Raw genomic sequence first — 16,020 nt, 5'->3', positions numbered from 1 at the left:
GCGGCGGCCGTGCGCTCGACCCCGGCGCCGACGTCCGGCGCCACGCCGCGCGGCAGGTCCATCACCAGGCTGCCGCGGCCGTAGCGGCGGTATTCCAGCAGGAACGCGTCGATGTCGGCAGCCTGGCGCGGGTCGATGTGGCCGATCCCGGTGACGAACACGTCGAGGACGCGGCTGCCGTCGGCAAGCACGATCGGGTGGCGGGCGCGATAGTCGGCGGGCACGATCGAGCCGGTGACGGCGCGGTCGGCGTGGCAGGCGCCGAGCGATGCGCCCAGCGCGGCGAGCAGGGCGACGGCTAGGCTCCGCCGGGCAGGCGTCCGTCGAATGGGGGAGGGCAAGCCGGACAACGTCATCGGTTCGGTCCTGGGGCGGGGCGGCGCCGGGTTGAGGGGATCGCGCGGCACCGGGCGCCGCGACGCGAGGGGTTCTCAGTCGGTGATGAAGCCGACGCGGCCGCGGTAGCCGCGCCCGAGGGGAGCGGTGCCGACGGTGCCGTAGACGCGGTTGATCTGTCCGAGCAGGATCGCCTGGCCGTCAGTGGCGTCGACGAAGGCGTCGTCGGGGCGCGTCACCTGGCGGGGCTCCATCGCCTTGGCGATGTAGGGGGTGACCATAATCATCAGCTCGGTCTCCTGCCGCTGGTAGTCGCGCGAGCGGAACAGGGCGCCGAGGATCGGCAGGTTGACGAGGCCGGGCAGGCCGGTGATCGCCGCCTTGCTCTTCTGCTGGATCAGGCCCGCGGTCATCATCGTGGCGCCCGAGGCGAGCTCGACCGTCGTCTCCGACTTGCGCACCGTCAGGCCGGGGACGGCCGAGGTCGTGTTGCCGCTGACGAACGAGTAGGAGTTCTGCGGGTCGATCTCGCTCACCGACGTGCCGACGCGCACGGAGATGCGGTTCTCGGCCATCACCACCGGGGTGAAGTTGAGGGTGACGCCGTAGGGCTTGAAGGTGATGCCGACCACGCAGGTCGGCTGGGTGCCTGCAACGAGGCTCGGCGTGCAGCTCTGGCTCGACGGCACCGGCAGCTCGCCGCCAGCGGTGAAGTTCGCCGACTCGCCCGAGATCGCGGTGAGCGTCGGCTCGGCGAGCACCCGCGAGACGCCGGCCTGCTCGAAGGCGCGGAGCGTCGCCGTGATGCTGGCTCCGCCCGTCCCGTTGAGGGTGCCGGAGATGAGGTTCCCGCTCGGGAACTGGCCGCCCGAGAGGGCGAGCGGCGTCACGTTGGCGAGGTTCAGGCCCGACCAGCTGCCGCTGACGTTGATCCCGAACTGCTTGAGCACGGTGCGCGCGACCTCGACCACGGTGACGCGCAGCATCACCTGATCCTTGTTGCGGATCGTGAGGTTGTTGATCACTGCGCCGCGCGTGGCGGCGCCGCCCGCGGCGGCACCCGCGCCGCCTCCCCCGGAGACGCCGACGAAGGCGTTGGCGATGTCGATCGCCTGCTGCGCCTCCGACGACGACCCAACCGACCCCGACAGCAGGATCGAATCGCCGGTGACGCGCACGTCGAAGCGGCCGCCGGGAATGCTCTGCCCGAGGAGCTGACGCAGCGCCCCGAGCTTGAGGTCGCGCGCCACCGTCACGTCGAGCGCCGCGATCTGGCGGCCTTCGGCGTCGAGGATGAAGATCGAGGTCGCGCCGTCGGCCATGCCGATGACGAAGACCTTGCGGGTCGAGCGCACCACGGCGTTGGCGACCGCGGGGTTGGCGACGAACACCTCCTTGGCGTCGCGCGGCAGGTCGACGATCACGGAGCGGCCCGCGGTCAGCTCGATCTTGCGGGTCGTGGTCGCCTCGGCCTGCCCCACGGACAGCACCGGGGCGGGGCCGAGCACCGCGCGCTCCTGCGCCGAGGCCGGCGCGGTTCCGACTGCGGTGAGGACGGCGAGCAGGGCGGCGACGGGACTCGCCAGAGAAAGGCTGCGTGGGTGGGCGAGGGTGCTCGCGGGAGGGCCGGCGGCCATGAATCCGGACTCCGTCATCGGCTGCACCTCATCGTGCGGTTCGGGCATCTTAGGGCTCACCGGGTCTGCTGCCGGCTGACGCCGAAGCGCATCACCGTCAGGGCCGCCTCCTGGGGAGCGGCCTCGGCCTCCGGCGGACGGCCGGAATCGGCGAGGCTGCGCAGGGCGAGCGAGAGGGAGCCGACCTTCTGGGCCAGCGTGATCTTCTCGGCCTGGCCGGGGGTCAGGGCGAGGGTGGCGGTCTCGCCGGTGACGACGTTGGTGCCGTTCTTCTCCTGGATTAGCTGGCCAACGGCGAGGACGCGCACGTCGGTCAGGATGGTCTGGGAGACCTGGACGTCGCTGCCGGTCGACTTCGAGTTTTCCTCGTCCCGGAAGGTGCGGATCACGTCGACGCGGTCGTTGGGCAGGATGAAGCCGCCGGCCGAGTTGGTGCCGCGGCTGTCGGTGACGATCGCCACGGCGCGCATCCCGGCGGGCAGGATCGCGGCCATGAAGCCGCTGTCGGGGCGCACGAGCTTCTGCGGACGGATCGGCTCGCCGGACAGGAAGGCCGAGCGGGTCGTCGCGCCGGCCGTCTCCTCCAGTGCCTTCGGCACGTCCTTGCGGGTGATGTAGCCCGGGGTCAGCGCGTCGTCGGGCCATTTCTGCCAGCGCAGGTCGGCCGGCTGCAGCACCTGCCCCATGGGCAGCTCGGCGGCCGCGACGAGGACGTCGGTGGTCGGCGCCGCGGGCGCCTCGACCTTGACGACCGTCGGCGGGGGCGGCGGGTCGCCGCCGCTCATCAGGAGAGCCGCTCCACCGCCCGCGACGAGGGCGATGGCGAGGACGGCAAGACGCGCTGGTTTCATCGTCGGGCCAAAGCATGGGACGGCAGGAGTGCCATCCGTTTCCCGACGGTAGGGGCGAAGTCCTCAAATTAGGGTTAAGGAGCGATGACCGCCCGGTTTTTGCCGATGTCCTGTTGCGGACGGCCCCGGAATCAGCCGCCGAGGGCGCGCGTCCAGACCAGCGTCTCGGGCAGGATCACCAGGGCGGAGGCCGCCAGCGCGATACCGTAGGGGATGCCGGTCTTGGCGTCGTGCAGGTGCAGCGCGAAGGGCAGGCGGGCGACGGTCCGAGGCAGGGGATGGCTGCGCGCGAGCAGGATCGCCAGGGTCAGCGCCCCGCCGAAGATCGAGGCGACCAGAAGGTAGTCGAGGAGCTGGTCGAACCCGATCCACAGCGCGGTCGCCGCCGCGAGTTTGGCGTCGCCGCCGCCGATCTTGCCCAGCGCGAACAGGGTAAAGGTGACGGCGAGCACGAGCGCGCCGGCCGCGAGGTGCATCCCGATCTCGGGCAGGCTGAACAGGCCGGTGGCGGCCACCGCGCAGAAGCCGGCGATCAACGCCAGCGAAATGCGATTCGGGATCAGCATCGTGAGGAGGTCGCTCGCCGCGGCGTAGGCCATGAAGAACGGGAAGACGACGAGGAGTCCGAAGCCCGCCAGACCGGTGCTTGCCATCACGCTCGCCATGTCCGTTGCCATCATCCTTGCCGCCGTCGACGTGGCGTTCGAGCCCCAGTGTCGGGCGAGGGCATGAAGAAAGCGCAAATCTCGGCTGGGAGAGCCGGGGCGTCGCGCAAGACGCCGGCCTCGCGGCAGACGACGCGAAGCCGATCCCGCCACCGCGGGATCGGCTTTGGCCCGCGAGGGGGCAGGGCGTGCGCGACCGCGACCGGACGCATCGTACCCCGATGTCTCGTTCCGCGACCGCGACGAACCGGCGGTCCGCCGCGTTCGTCGCCCGATCCCCTGGCCGCCTCCCATGGGGAGCCGGGGGATCGGGTCGTTGCCGCCGACTTTGCCGTCTTCGGTTGCCCGAAGCCGACCGATCAGCCGAGCTGGGTCGAGATGTTGGTGAACGCGCCGTTCAGCTTGGTGCCGATGACCTTCAGGGTGCCGATGATCACGACGGCGATGAGGGCGGCGATCATGCCGTATTCGATGGCGGTGGCGCCGGACTCGTCGGAAGCGAACTTCTTGAACATGGTCTTCATGGTTGTGATCCTTGGTCGAAACACTTGCGAGGTGAACCGTCGAAGATCTGCTGTTTCGATCGGCGGCAGACGAAGAATGGCCGCCTCGCCTTGCCATTCGGTTAAATCGGTCCGCGAAAGCGGTCATCGAGGCCAAGACCTTCGGCATGGTGAAGAAAGCGTAAGATTTGGCGAGAACCGTGCCGGCCGCTTTAGCGCTTCTTTCACCAAATCCGTGTTGTCTCTTGTGACGAGCGGGTCGCCAGCTCCGTAGCACCGCACCTGCCTGCGGCGGCAACGCCTCGGCCCCGCACCCCAGCGTATGGATGAGTTCGAACAGCCGATGCGCCCGACCCCGCCCCGCCTCTCCCGACATGCTTTCAAGGCCAAGCGCCTGCCGAGCGCGGCCCTTGCCGTCGCGCTGCTCGTCACAGCAGCCCCGGCGCTGCGGGCCGAGACGCTGCCGGTCGTCACGGTGGTGGTCGACAACGCCAAGGTGATGCGCCTGCCGGAGCGGACGCAGACGGTGATCGTCGGCAACCCGATCATCGCCGACGTGACGCTGCAGAAGAACGGCGTGCTGGTGCTGACCGGTAAGAGCTTCGGCGCGACCAACCTGATCGCCCTCGACGCCGCCGGCGCGATGCTGGCCGAGACGACGATCCGGGTCGAAGCCTCGCAGACCTCGGTGATCACCGTCCAGCGCGGCGCCGAGGAGCGGAACTCGTATTCCTGCACCCCGTATTGCCAGCCCTCGGTGCAGCTCGGCGACTCGACCAAGTATTTCGGCGAGGTCAGCGGCCAGGCCGAAAGCCGCCGCAGCCTCGCCACCGCCGGATCGACCGCGGCCGGGCACTGACGCTTCGGGCCGCCCGGAGCGTCCGCTAACCGCCGCCGCGACCGGGCAGCACCGCCTCCAGCGCCGCCAGCGCGCGCGACAGGTCGGCCTCGTCGATCCAGACGTGCGGGCTGATCCGAAGGCGGCCGAGCCGGGCGCTGACGAAGACGTTCCGATGTCGCAGTTGCGCGACGAGATCCTCCGCGTCGACGCCCGGCACCGTGAGGCCCAGGATGTGCGGGCAGCGCAACGCGCGCGGCGGAACCGCGAGGCCCAGGGCCTCCACACCGTCGGCGAGGCGGTCGGTCGAGGCCCGGAGCCGGCCCGCGATCGCCGGCACACCCCAGCCCGCGACCAGTTCCAGCCCCGTGGCCGCCATCGGCAGGCCGACCGGATCGTGGCATTCGCCCCGGTCGTAGCGGCGCGCGCCCACGGCCGGCGGGCGGTTGCCGGCGTTCTCCGCGAGCGGCGCCCCGTCCTGGCGGTGAGGCGCCGCATAGAGGAAGGCGAGGCTGTAGGGGCCGAGCACCCACTTGTAGGTCGGGAAGGCCAGGAAGTCGGGCTTCCACCGCGCCACGTCGAGGGGCACGGCGCCGACCGCTTGGGTCGCGTCCACCACCAGGGCGGCGCCGGCCGCGCGGACGGCCGGGGCGAGGCGGTCGAGGTCGATGACCGTGCCGTCGGCCCAGTGCAGCGGCGTCAGGGTCGCGACCGCGAGCGGCGGCGCACCGGGGCGGACGACCGCTTCGAGGAGCGCCGCGGTCCAGTCGCCGTCGGCCGGGCGCGGCACCGCCTCGACGACCATGCCGGACGCGGCGGCGACGCGGTCGAAGGCGTAGCAGAGGGACGGGAACTCCTCGGCCACCCGCAGGATGCGGCCGCCCGGGACCGGTACGATCCCCCGAGCCGCGATGGCGATCGCGTCGGCCACCGATCCGACGACGGCGACGTCGTCGGCCGACGCGCCGATCAGGCCGGCGGCCGCGCGGCGCGCCCGCTCGGTCCAGGGCGGCACCTCGGAGCGCGGATGGGCCCAGGGCAGGCTCTTGACCCGCATGCCGGCCTCGCCCGCCGCCCGCACGCTGCGCGGAAGCGGCGACCAGGCCGCGGCGTCGAGGTAGGCGACCTCCGCCGGCATCTCGAACAGGTGCCGCTGGTAGGCGAGAATGGGAGGCGCGGAGGTGATCGTCGAAAACCTCCCCTCAGGCGGCCTGGCGCCGCTCGGGATAGAGGCCGAGCAGCCCCTCGGTGTCGGCCCGCGCGATGCCGCGCTCGGTGATCAGGCCGGTGACGAGACGGCCGGGGGTGACGTCGAAGGCCGGGTTGGCGACGGGGCTGCCCGGCGAGACCACCTCGACCGTGGCGAAGCCGCCGTCGGCCAGCCGGCCGGTGAGGTGGGTGACCTCGCGCGCGTCGCGCTCCTCGATCGGGATCTCGGCGACGCCGTCCCGCAGGGTCCAGTCGATCGTCGAGAACGGCAGCGCCACGTAGAACGGGATGCCGTTGTCGTGGGCGGCGAGGGCCTTCAGGTAGGTGCCGATCTTGTTGCAGACGTCGCCGGACGCGGTGGTGCGGTCCGAGCCGACGATGCAGAGGTCGACCTGGCCGTGCTGCATCAGGTGGCCGCCGGCGTTGTCGGCGACGACGGTGTGCGGCACCCCGTGGCCGTTGAGCTCGAAGGCGGTGAGCGCGGCGCCCTGGTTGCGCGGCCGGGTCTCGTCGACGATCACGTGGACCGGCAGGCCGGCTTCGTGCGCGACGTAGATCGGCGCCAGCGCCGTGCCCCAGTCGACGGTGGCGAGCCATCCGGCGTTGCAATGGGTCAGGACGTTGACGGTCCGGCCGGTCCGCTGCGCGATCTCGGCGATCAGGCCGACGCCGTGGTTGCCGATGGCGCGGCAGCTGGCCACGTCCTCCTCGGCGATGCGGCCGGCCTCGGCGAAGGCGCGGGCGAACCGCTCCGGCGCCTGCACCTGGCGCAGGTTGCCGGCGACGCGGTCGAGGGCCCAGCGCAGGTTGATCGCCGTCGGGCGGGTGGCGGCGAGCGCCGCCACGGCGCGGTCGAGGCCGGCGTTCGAGGCGTCCTCGCGCATGGCGAAGGCGAGGCCGTAGGCCGCGGTCACGCCGATCAGCGGCGCGCCGCGCACCACCATGGTGCGGATCGCGTGCGCGGCGTCGTCGAGGCTCGCCAGCCGCTGCAGCTCGAAGGCGAAGGGCAGGCGGGTCTGGTCGATGACCTGGACGCTGACGCCGTCCGGGTCGGGAAAGATGGTCCTGTAGGGGCGTCCGTCGATCTGCATGGCTCTGGTTTGCCATATCGAATCGCGTTTTGCACCCTCGCGGACGTCCCGCGCGGGATCGCGACGGCGGGGACGGGTCGCGCCCGATCGCCGCGCGTTCCGAGAACGTGCCGCCGCTCGGCGAAGGCCGGCAGGGAGGCGTCAGGACTTTTTCAACCTTAAATGCGCGTTAACGGAAGGGGCCTAGCCTCGGGGTCAGAGTCTCCTTTCGCGTCCGGTCCCGCATGCGCTCGCTTCGCCGCCCCGCGTCGCCCTACGACACCTTCGTCGACACGCTGCGCCCGTTCCTGGCGCGGCGGCTGACGGAACTCGGCGGGCTCGTCCTGTTCACGGGTGCGATCGGGCTGACCGTCGCGCTGGCGACGTGGTCGATCGACGACCCCAGCCTGAACCACGCCACCGATCACCTCGCCCACAACGTCCTCGGCCAGCCCGGCGCCGTGGTCTCGGATCTCGCGATGCAGATCCTCGGCCTCGGCGCGCTCGCCTTCGTGCTGCCGCCGGCCCTGTGGGGCATCCGCCTGATGCGCGAACGCGACCTGCCGAACGGCGGGATGCGGATCGCGCTCTGGATCATCGGCTTCTGCGCCGCGAGCGCGGTGGCCAGCGCCCTACCGCCGACCGCCCGCTGGCCGCTGCCGACCGGGCTCGGGGGCGTCGCGGGCGACGCTCTGATGTCGGCCGCGCGCACCATCGTCGGCGCGATCTCGCAGGCCGGCGCGGCGCTGGTCGGCTTCGTCTACGCCGGCGTCGCGATCCTCAGCCTCACGGCCGCCTGCCGCGTCGGCCCCGCCCTCGAGGAGGCGGACGAGGACCTGCCGCCCGTCGCGGCGCAGGCCAACCGCCCGCGCCGGAGCCATCCGGAAGCGAGCCAGGACCGCCGACAGGACCGCGGGTACGACGAGCGCGACGAATCCGACGAGCCGGGGCTCGGCATCGTCGGCTTCGGCACCGTCCTCCAGGCGGCGATGCGCGGCCGGGCGGCCTTGGCCGAGCGCTGGGAGATGTGGCGGGCGCAGCGCTTGGGCGTCGGCGGCCTGAGCTTCGCCGGCGCCTCGCCGGCGCTCGCCGCCCGGCGCGCCTTCTCCGACGAGGACCTACCCTGGGCGAGCCAACTGCCGAACGGCGGCCGCGCGACCGAGCCGCGCCGCGAGCCGGTCTTCGAGCCGCGCGGGGAGCAAGCTTCACCTGAATTCGCGCCGCATGACACGACCCTTGGCACGCCGCAGGCCCGGCGTCCGATCCCCGTCGTCCACGACGACGAGGAGTTCGAGGGCGAGGATGCGCCCGCCACCGTCCCGGCGGAGGTCGCGGCCTCCCGCGTCTCCGCGCCGGTCGCGCCGGTGGCGCAAGCCCGTCGCCCGGCGCCGATGAGCGACCCGAACGATTACCGCCATCCGGCGCTCGATCTCCTGGCCGAGCCGCGCGGCCCCTCGCAGGCGAGCCTGGTCTCGGCCGACGCGCTGGAGCAGAACGCGACCCTTCTGGAGGCGACGCTGGGCGATTTCGGCGTACGCGGCGACATCCTCGCGGTGCGCCCCGGCCCGGTCGTGACCCTCTACGAGCTGGAGCCGGCCCCCGGCACCAAGTCCTCCCGGGTGATTTCGCTCGCCGACGACATCGCCCGCTCGATGTCGGCGGTCTCGGCCCGCGTCGCCGTGGTTCCCGGCCGCAACGCCATCGGCATCGAGCTGCCGAACGCGCGGCGCGAGACGGTTTACCTGCGCGAGCTCCTGGCCTCGGTCGACTTCGTCGAGACCAAGCACAAGCTCGCGCTTTGCCTCGGCAAGAACATCGGCGGCGAGCCGATCATCGCCGACCTCGCCCGCATGCCGCACCTGCTGGTGGCCGGCACCACCGGCTCGGGCAAGTCGGTGGCGATCAACACCATGATCCTCTCGCTGCTCTACCGGATGAAGCCGGAAGAGTGCCGCCTGATCATGGTCGACCCGAAGATGCTGGAGCTGTCCGTCTACGACGGCATCCCGCACCTGCTCTCCCCCGTCGTCACCGACCCCAAGAAGGCGGTCATCGCCCTCAAGTGGGCCGTGCGCGAGATGGAGGAGCGCTACAAGAAGATGTCCAAGGTCGGCGTGCGCAACATCGACGGGTTCAACGCCCGGCTCGACGAGGCGCGCCAGCGTGGCGAGGTCCTGACCCGCACCGTCCAGACCGGGTTCGACCGGCAGACCGGCGAGGCCGTCTACGAGAACGAGGAGATGGACCTCTCCCCGTTGCCCTACATCGTCATCGTGGTCGACGAGATGGCCGACCTGATGATGGTGGCCGGCAAGGACATCGAGGGTGCGATCCAGCGCCTCGCCCAGATGGCGCGTGCGGCGGGCATCCACCTGATCATGGCGACGCAGCGTCCGTCGGTGGACGTGATCACCGGCACGATCAAGGCGAACTTCCCGACGCGGATCAGCTTCCAGGTGACGAGCAAGATCGACTCGCGCACGATCCTCGGCGAGATGGGCGCCGAGCAGCTCTTGGGCCAGGGCGACATGCTGTTCATGGCCGGCGGCGGTCGCACGACGCGCGTGCACGGGCCGTTCTGCTCGGACTCGGAAGTCGAGAGCGTGGTCGCCCACCTCAAGCGCCAGGGTCGGCCCGCCTACCTCGAGGCGGTCACCGCCGACGACGGGTCGGAGGATGCGCCCAAGGGCTCGGCCCCGGCCGCAGGCCGCGGCGGCGACGCGCTGGAAGTGGACGGCGCGGTGTTCGACCAGGGCTCGTTCGGCGAGGCCGGCGGCGACCTCTACGACCAGGCCGTCCAGTTCGTGCTGCGCGACAAGAAGGCGTCCACAAGCTACATCCAGCGCCGCCTGCAGATCGGCTACAACCGCGCCGCCTCGATCATGGAGCGCATGGAGCAGGAGGGCATCGTCGGCGGTGCCAACCATGCCGGCAAGCGCGAGATCCTGGTCGAAGCCGAGGGCTGAGGCGCCCAGCGCGCGCCCCGATCCCCAGCGATCGGATCGCCGGGGCGCGGACGTCGCCCCGCGCCGACGCTGTCCACAGGCGTGTGCGACCGATCGCGGCGGACTTGGGCGGGACCAGGAACCGCACCGGCTGAGGCCGGTTCCCCCGATCCGGACGGCGATCTGCCTCCGGCATCGGCAACCGTGCCGCAAAATTCATCGCAGACGCGGGTTCTCATGCTTTCCTACGCGGACAACCGCGGGTTTTCGCTCGCCACCGACCTGTCCACCCTGCATCCGGCGCCGATCCGGATGCCGCGGGACGACGCCGACCATCCGCTGGCGGCGCAGTTCCGGGACTTCATCCGGGCTCAGCCCTTCCCTTGCGTCGGCGCCAAGTCGGCCCTGTCGCGGGGGCGGATGAAGATCGTGGTCGCCCGGGACATCACCTCCGGCTGGGACGACACGCGCATCTATCCGGCGCTGCTGGCGTTCATCGCCCGCTACCGTGCCCAGCCCGACCTGTTCCAGAGCTTCGCCATCGTGTTCGAGGGGCCCGGCGACCTCTCCGAGCAGGCCTTCGAGGAGAACCTGTGGGCGCGGGCGCAATCGCTCTCGGACAAGGACGGCTTCCTCGGCCAGGCCTACGACCGGCGCGTCTCCGCCGACCCGGAGGACGCGCACTTTTCGCTCAGCTTCGGCGGCGAGGCGTTCTTCATCGTCGGCCTGCATCCGGGGGCGAGCCGGCCGGCCCGGCGCTTCAGTTCGCCGGTCCTGGTCTTCAACCTCCACGACCAGTTCGAGCGGCTCCGCGCGGAAGGCCGCTATGAGAAGCTGCGCGAGAACATCCTGGCGCGCGACGCGGCCTTCGCCGGCTCGCTCAACCCGATGCTGTCCCGGCACGGCGAGGTCTCGGAGGCGCGCCAGTACAGCGGGCGTGCGGTCGATTCCGACTGGGCCTGCCCGTTCAGCGGGCGCACGAAGGGCGGCGGCGATGTCTGAGGCGCATTCGGCCTGCGGGCACCACACCATCGCGCCGCGCTCGGGCACGGCCTTCACCCTCGACAAGGGCCAGTTCCTGGTGGTCACCGACCCGCAGGGCGAGCAGGTCGCGGACTTGCTGGCGTTCAACCGCGGCGACCTCGACGAGGTGATCTCGTCGGGCCGGACGCTGGATTACGCCAGCCGGATCTACCTGACGACGGGCGACCCGCTCTACTCGAACCGCTCGAACGTGATGCTGCGCATCGTCGAGGACACGGTCGGCCGGCACGACTTCCTCCTGACGCCGTGCTCGGCCGACACCTTCCGCATCATCTACGGCGACGCCGAGCCGCATCGCGGATGCTTCGGCAACCTCGCGGCCGCCCTCGAACCCTTCGGCATCGGGCCGGACCGCATCCCGGTGGCGTTCAACGTCTTCATGAACGTCACCGTCGACGGGCACACGGGCGCGCTGAAGGTCGAGCCGCCCCTGAGCCGCGCCGGCGACCGGATCGTGTTCGAGGCGATGCAGGACCTCGTGATCGGGCTCACCGCCTGCTCGGCGCTGCAATCGAACAACTTCGCCTTCAAGCCGATCCACTACGCGGTCGAGGCGTCCTGGCCACTGAGGGCCTGAGCGCCGCGTCGGCGGGAACCTTGCGGCCACCGCACGCGTCGCCCTCCTGCGGCCAAGCTCGGTCGCAGGAGGGCGTTGCCATGACCATCTCGATCTCGCACCTGCAGCCGGTCATCGCGATCCTGGCGGGGATCCTGATCCTGATCGCGCCGCGGCTTCTCAACTACATCGTCGCGATCTACCTCATCGCCGTCGGGGTGATTGGCCTCGGCCTGTTCCGCGGTCTATCCTGATCCCTGCGGAGCCGGTCGCGGCTGACAACCGGCGCGGAGCGTCACGCGGCGGGAGACCTTGGGCGACGGCGTTCATCTTGCGTTGCAACACCGGATGGTCCAACCCGAACCGATAAGCTCGAGGGCCGAAAACCACCTCGATGCGAGACCCTTTTGACGCAAGATGCCTGGCGACCAGGTCCTCTTGCACGACGGACGGAATCGATATGACGAGCGGCACCGCGAAGTGGGTCTACACCTTCGGCGACGGCAAGGCCGAGGGCAAATCGCAGATGCGCGACCTGCTCGGCGGCAAGGGGGCGAACCTCGCCGAGATGTCCAATCTCGGCCTGCCGGTGCCCCCGGGCTTCACCATCACCACCGAGGTCTGCACCGCCTACTACGAGAACGGGCAGACCTACCCGGCCGAGCTGAAGGCCCAGGTCGCGACCGCCCTGGACCAGGTCGGCGCGATCACCGGCAAGACCTTCGGCGACGCCGCCAACCCGCTTCTCGTCTCCGTGCGCTCGGGCGCCCGCGCCTCGATGCCGGGCATGATGGACACCGTGCTCAACCTCGGGCTGAACGACGCCACCGTCGCGGCGCTCGCCGAGAGCTCGGGCGACCCACGCTTCGCCTACGATTCCTACCGCCGCTTCATCACCATGTACTCGAACGTGGTGCTCGGCGTTGAGCACCACGCCTTCGAGGAGGCGCTGGAGCACTACAAGGAGGGCAAGGGCTTCGACCTCGACACCGAACTCGGCGCCGAGGACTGGAAGCACCTGATCGAGAAGTACAAGACGATCGTCGTCGACGAGCACGGCTCAGCATTTCCCCAAGGCGCAGAGGATCAGCTCTGGGGCGCCATCGGCGCGGTGTTCGACTCGTGGATGATCCCGCGGGCGAAGAAGTACCGCGAGCTCAACGCCATCCCCGAGAGTTGGGGCACCGCCGTCAACGTCCAGGCCATGGTGTTCGGCAACATGGGCGACACCTCGGCCACCGGCGTCGCCTTCACCCGCAATCCGTCCACCGGCGAGCGCGCGCTCTACGGCGAGTTCCTGATCAACGCGCAGGGCGAGGACGTCGTCGCCGGCATCCGTACGCCGCAGGACATCACCGAGAAGGCGAGGCTCGAGGCCAAGTCCGAGAAGCCGTCGATGGAGCGGGCGATGCCCGAATCCTACGCCGAGCTGACGCGGATCTACGAGATCCTCGAAAAGCACTACCGCGACATGCAGGACATGGAGTTCACCATCGAGAGCGGGAAGCTCTGGATGCTCCAGACCCGCAACGGCAAGCGCACCGCCAAGGCGGCGCTCCGCATCGCCGTGGATCTGGCCGGCGAGGGCCTGATCACGCAGGAGGAGGCGATCAGCCGGATCGAGCCCGGCGCCCTCGACCAACTCCTGCACCCGACGATCGACCCGAAGGCCGAGCGCAAGGTGATCGCGCAAGGGCTGCCGGCCTCGCCCGGCGCCGCCACCGGCGAGATCGTGTTCAACTCCGAGGACGCCGAGACCCTGCGCAAGGCCGAGCGCAAGTGCATCCTCGTGCGCATCGAGACGAGCCCCGAGGACATCCACGGGATGCACGCCTCCGAGGGCATCCTGACGACGCGCGGCGGCATGACCAGCCATGCGGCGGTCGTCGCCCGCGGCATGGGCAAGCCTTGCGTCTCGGGCGTCGGCTCGATCCGGATCGACTACAAGGCGCAGACCCTGTCCGTCGGCGGCGTGACCCTCAAGGCCGGCGACCGCATCACCATCGACGGCTCGACGGGGCAGGTGCTCCAGGGCGAGGTGACGATGCTGGCGCCCGAGCTGTCGGGCGACTTCGCCACCCTGATGGGCTGGGCCGACGCCTACCGCACCATGAAGGTGCGCGCCAACGCCGACACCCCGACCGACGCCCGCACCGCCCGCGACTTCGGCGCGGAGGGGATCGGCCTTTGCCGGACCGAGCACATGTTCTTCGAGGGCGACCGCATCATCGCGGTGCGCGAGATGATCCTGTCCGACGACGCGGAAGGCCGCCGCGCGGCGCTCGCCAAGATCCTGCCCTACCAGCGCCAGGACTTCGTCGAGCTGTTCACGATCATGTCGGGCCTGCCCGTCACGATCCGCCTGCTCGATCCGCCGCTGCACGAGTTCCTGCCGCACTCGGACGCCGAGGTACGGGAGGTGATGGACGCCACCGGCATCGCGGAGGACAAGATCCGCCACCGGATGCGCGAGCTTTCCGAGTTCAACCCGATGCTCGGCTTCCGCGGATGCCGCCTCGCCATCGCCTTCCCCGAGATCGCGGAGATGCAGGCCCGCGCGATCTTCGAGGCCGCTATCCAGGCGGCGCAGGAGACCGGGGCGCCGGTCACCCCCGAGGTGATGGTGCCGCTGGTGTTCTCGCGCGCCGAGTTCGACATCGTGAAGGGTCGCATCGACGCCACCGCCAAGGCGGTGTCGGAGGAGGCCGGCAAGGCGATCGACTACCAGGTCGGCACCATGATCGAGCTGCCGCGCGCCGCGCTGAAGGCCAACGAGATCGCGGTGACGGCGGAGTTCTTCTCCTTCGGCACCAACGACCTCACGCAGACGGCGCTCGGCATCTCCCGCGACGACGCGGCGACCTTCCTCGGGCCCTACACGCAGAAGGGCATCCTCGCCGCCGACCCGTTCGTGACCATCGACCAGGAAGGCGTCGGCGAATTGGTGCGGATTGGCGTCGAGCGCGGCCGCTCGGTCCGCCCCGACATCAAGCTCGGCATCTGCGGCGAGCATGGCGGCGATCCGGCCTCGATCGGCTTCTGCCAGGAGGTCGGCCTCGACTACGTCTCGTGCTCGCCCTACCGCGTGCCGATCGCGCGCCTCGCCGCCGCGCAGGCCGCCCTCGGCAAGGTCTCGGCGAAGGAAGGCTAGGGGGGCTTTCGCGAGGCTCGACCATCGCCGCCGGCGCCGATCCCGGCGCGAATCCCTTCTCCCGGACGGGCGAGAATTCACAGATCGCTGCTTCTGGCGGCTCGCTATGCGCGCATCCCCTCGCCCCGCCTGCGGGGAGAGGGCTTTGCCGACCTCGTCGTCGGCGAAGCGAGGCGGCAGCCGAGGGTGAGGGGGCTCGAACGAAAGAGGCTCCTCCGTTCGCGCCGCCTCACCGTCGCTTCGGCTTCGCCTCTCGCTTCCCGGCTGCACGACGAGGTGCAGCCGGGCCTCTGTCCGCAAGCGGGGAGAGGGGAAACCCGCGCCTGTTCCGAAGCTGTACTCCATCAACGAATGGGATGGGCCGGACAGGAGAGCGAGCCGCATCGGCGCCTCCGGCAACCCGCCGTCAACCACCTGAAAAAAACCTGCGGAAATAACGGAACCGGGCCGGCGAACCTCTGCCTTAGGCCTGCGTTGGATGATAGTGGCGAATCGGATGCGCGAGAGCGATCGACGGTCCGCCCGGACGTCAGTCATCCGCGGGAACGCCGGCCATGAACGACTCGTCCTCGTCGCAGCTCTATCTCGGGGAAAACCCCCGTACCGTGCCGATCCCGAAGGCGGTCGCGCGGGCCTACCTGTGGCTTGTCGGCGCCGGCACGCTGTTCGGGGTGATCGGCTTCGCCGTGGCGTCCCAGAGCAGCCTCGACGCCGCCCGCGTCGCCGGCGCCGACGGCGGCTACGCCGCGACCCTGGTCTCGGCGATGAGCGTCACCCAGGGCCGCCGCCTGCCCTGAGCGAGCGCCGAGGACGCAAGACTTCTCATTCAGCGCGTACCGGGAACCGCCCGGGTCGCCGAGCCCGTGAAGCGCACGGCCGTGAGGTCGTCGCCGGGGCTGCGGCGGCCGAAACGCGTCGTCACCGTGTCCGGCGAGGCGGCGACGACGCCGGCGGGCGCCGCGTCGGCGCGTGCGCGAGTCTGCGCCACGCGGACGGGGGCGACGCGGCTCGCCGGATGGGCTGCGTCGGACTCGATCGAGACCGTGGCGAACAGTGCCCGCAGCTGCGCCTTGGCGTCGGCGTCGGCCGGGACGAGGCGGTTGGCCGGGCGCGGCGCGGGCCGGTCCGAGACCGCCGCGAGGCTCGTGGACAGGCTCGCCATGCCGACGTTGCCGAGGCCGGCGAACTGCGCCGGGCGCGGCGGGGGCAGGGGCA

14 protein-coding genes and 1 pseudogene are annotated in these 16,020 nt (G+C 70.9%); 7 read left to right on the top strand and 8 right to left on the bottom strand.

Annotated elements, in window-relative coordinates; translation table 11 throughout:
• The 5 genes from FV229_RS18980 to FV229_RS18960 all read right to left on the bottom strand — a co-directional run.
• Positions 1–356: CpaD family pilus assembly lipoprotein (locus tag FV229_RS18980; RefSeq protein WP_246688251.1), on the bottom strand; the 356-nt coding region annotated here is incomplete at its 3' end.
• A 75-nt stretch (positions 357–431) separates the two neighbouring features.
• Positions 432–1,991 (bottom strand): type II and III secretion system protein family protein, encoded by a 1,560-nt coding sequence (locus FV229_RS18975; RefSeq protein ID WP_246688250.1) that lies wholly within the window; start codon positions 1,989–1,991, stop codon positions 432–434.
• A gap of 38 nt (positions 1,992–2,029) precedes the next feature.
• A complete protein-coding gene (gene cpaB, locus FV229_RS18970; RefSeq protein WP_147753453.1) occupies positions 2,030–2,824 on the bottom strand; it encodes a Flp pilus assembly protein CpaB in 795 nt (264 codons plus the stop codon).
• Between the two features lie 131 nt (positions 2,825–2,955).
• Positions 2,956–3,477, bottom strand: coding sequence for a prepilin peptidase (locus FV229_RS18965; protein WP_246686235.1), 522 nt, complete (start codon positions 3,475–3,477; stop codon positions 2,956–2,958).
• Between the two features lie 371 nt (positions 3,478–3,848).
• The gene (locus FV229_RS18960) at positions 3,849–4,013 is read right to left on the bottom strand and encodes a Flp family type IVb pilin (protein ID WP_147753451.1); all 165 of its coding nucleotides are present in this window, start codon (positions 4,011–4,013) and stop codon (positions 3,849–3,851) included.
• A 322-nt stretch (positions 4,014–4,335) separates the two neighbouring features.
• Between FV229_RS18960 and FV229_RS18955 the strand changes: the two genes are divergently transcribed.
• On the top strand, positions 4,336–4,851 hold the full coding sequence (locus tag FV229_RS18955; protein WP_147753450.1) for a pilus assembly protein N-terminal domain-containing protein: 516 nt from the start codon (positions 4,336–4,338) through the stop codon (positions 4,849–4,851).
• A 25-nt stretch (positions 4,852–4,876) separates the two neighbouring features.
• Here the strand turns inward: FV229_RS18955 and FV229_RS18950 are convergent, their stop codons facing one another.
• Both FV229_RS18950 and mtnA read right to left on the bottom strand, forming a co-directional pair.
• On the bottom strand, positions 4,877–5,968 hold the full coding sequence (locus tag FV229_RS18950) for an aminotransferase class V-fold PLP-dependent enzyme (RefSeq protein WP_147753449.1): 1,092 nt from the start codon (positions 5,966–5,968) through the stop codon (positions 4,877–4,879).
• 64 nt (positions 5,969–6,032) lie between these two features.
• Positions 6,033–7,130, bottom strand: coding sequence for an S-methyl-5-thioribose-1-phosphate isomerase (gene mtnA, locus FV229_RS18945; protein ID WP_147753448.1), 1,098 nt, complete (start codon positions 7,128–7,130; stop codon positions 6,033–6,035).
• Between the two features lie 224 nt (positions 7,131–7,354).
• Between mtnA and FV229_RS18940 the strand changes: the two genes are divergently transcribed.
• The 6 genes from FV229_RS18940 (at position 7,355) to FV229_RS18915 (ending at position 15,602) form a co-directional block, all read left to right on the top strand.
• On the top strand, positions 7,355–10,075 hold the full coding sequence (locus FV229_RS18940; RefSeq protein WP_147753447.1) for a DNA translocase FtsK: 2,721 nt from the start codon (positions 7,355–7,357) through the stop codon (positions 10,073–10,075).
• A 285-nt stretch (positions 10,076–10,360) separates the two neighbouring features.
• Complete coding sequence (gntA, locus tag FV229_RS18935) at positions 10,361–11,056, top strand: guanitoxin biosynthesis heme-dependent pre-guanitoxin N-hydroxylase GntA (protein ID WP_147753454.1); 696 nt, start codon at positions 10,361–10,363, stop codon at positions 11,054–11,056.
• Positions 11,049–11,675, top strand: a complete 627-nt coding sequence (locus FV229_RS18930; protein ID WP_147753446.1) for an urea carboxylase-associated family protein — start codon at positions 11,049–11,051, stop codon at positions 11,673–11,675. The genes gntA and FV229_RS18930 overlap by 8 nt, the downstream gene beginning before the upstream one ends.
• An 80-nt stretch (positions 11,676–11,755) precedes the next feature.
• Positions 11,756–11,908: a DUF3096 domain-containing protein gene (locus FV229_RS18925; RefSeq protein WP_147753445.1), complete on the top strand. Its 153-nt coding sequence runs from the start codon at positions 11,756–11,758 to the stop codon at positions 11,906–11,908.
• Between the two features lie 206 nt (positions 11,909–12,114).
• Entirely contained in the window at positions 12,115–14,805 is a 2,691-nt protein-coding gene (gene ppdK, locus FV229_RS18920; protein WP_147753444.1) for a pyruvate, phosphate dikinase, read from the top strand.
• Positions 14,806–15,359: 554 nt separating this feature from the next.
• Entirely contained in the window at positions 15,360–15,602 is a 243-nt protein-coding gene (locus tag FV229_RS18915) for a hypothetical protein (RefSeq protein WP_147753443.1), read from the top strand.
• 29 nt (positions 15,603–15,631) lie between these two features.
• Here FV229_RS18915 and FV229_RS27510 read toward each other — a convergent pair.
• Positions 15,632–16,020: pseudogene (locus tag FV229_RS27510) on the bottom strand (peptidase domain containing protein); the annotation flags it as partial.

It is taken from the genome of Methylobacterium sp. WL120 (genome assembly GCF_008039465.1).
In the GTDB taxonomy this organism is placed as follows: Bacteria; Pseudomonadota; Alphaproteobacteria; order Rhizobiales; family Beijerinckiaceae; genus Methylobacterium; species Methylobacterium cerastii.
This window is presented reverse-complemented; position numbering and strand designations above follow the sequence as displayed.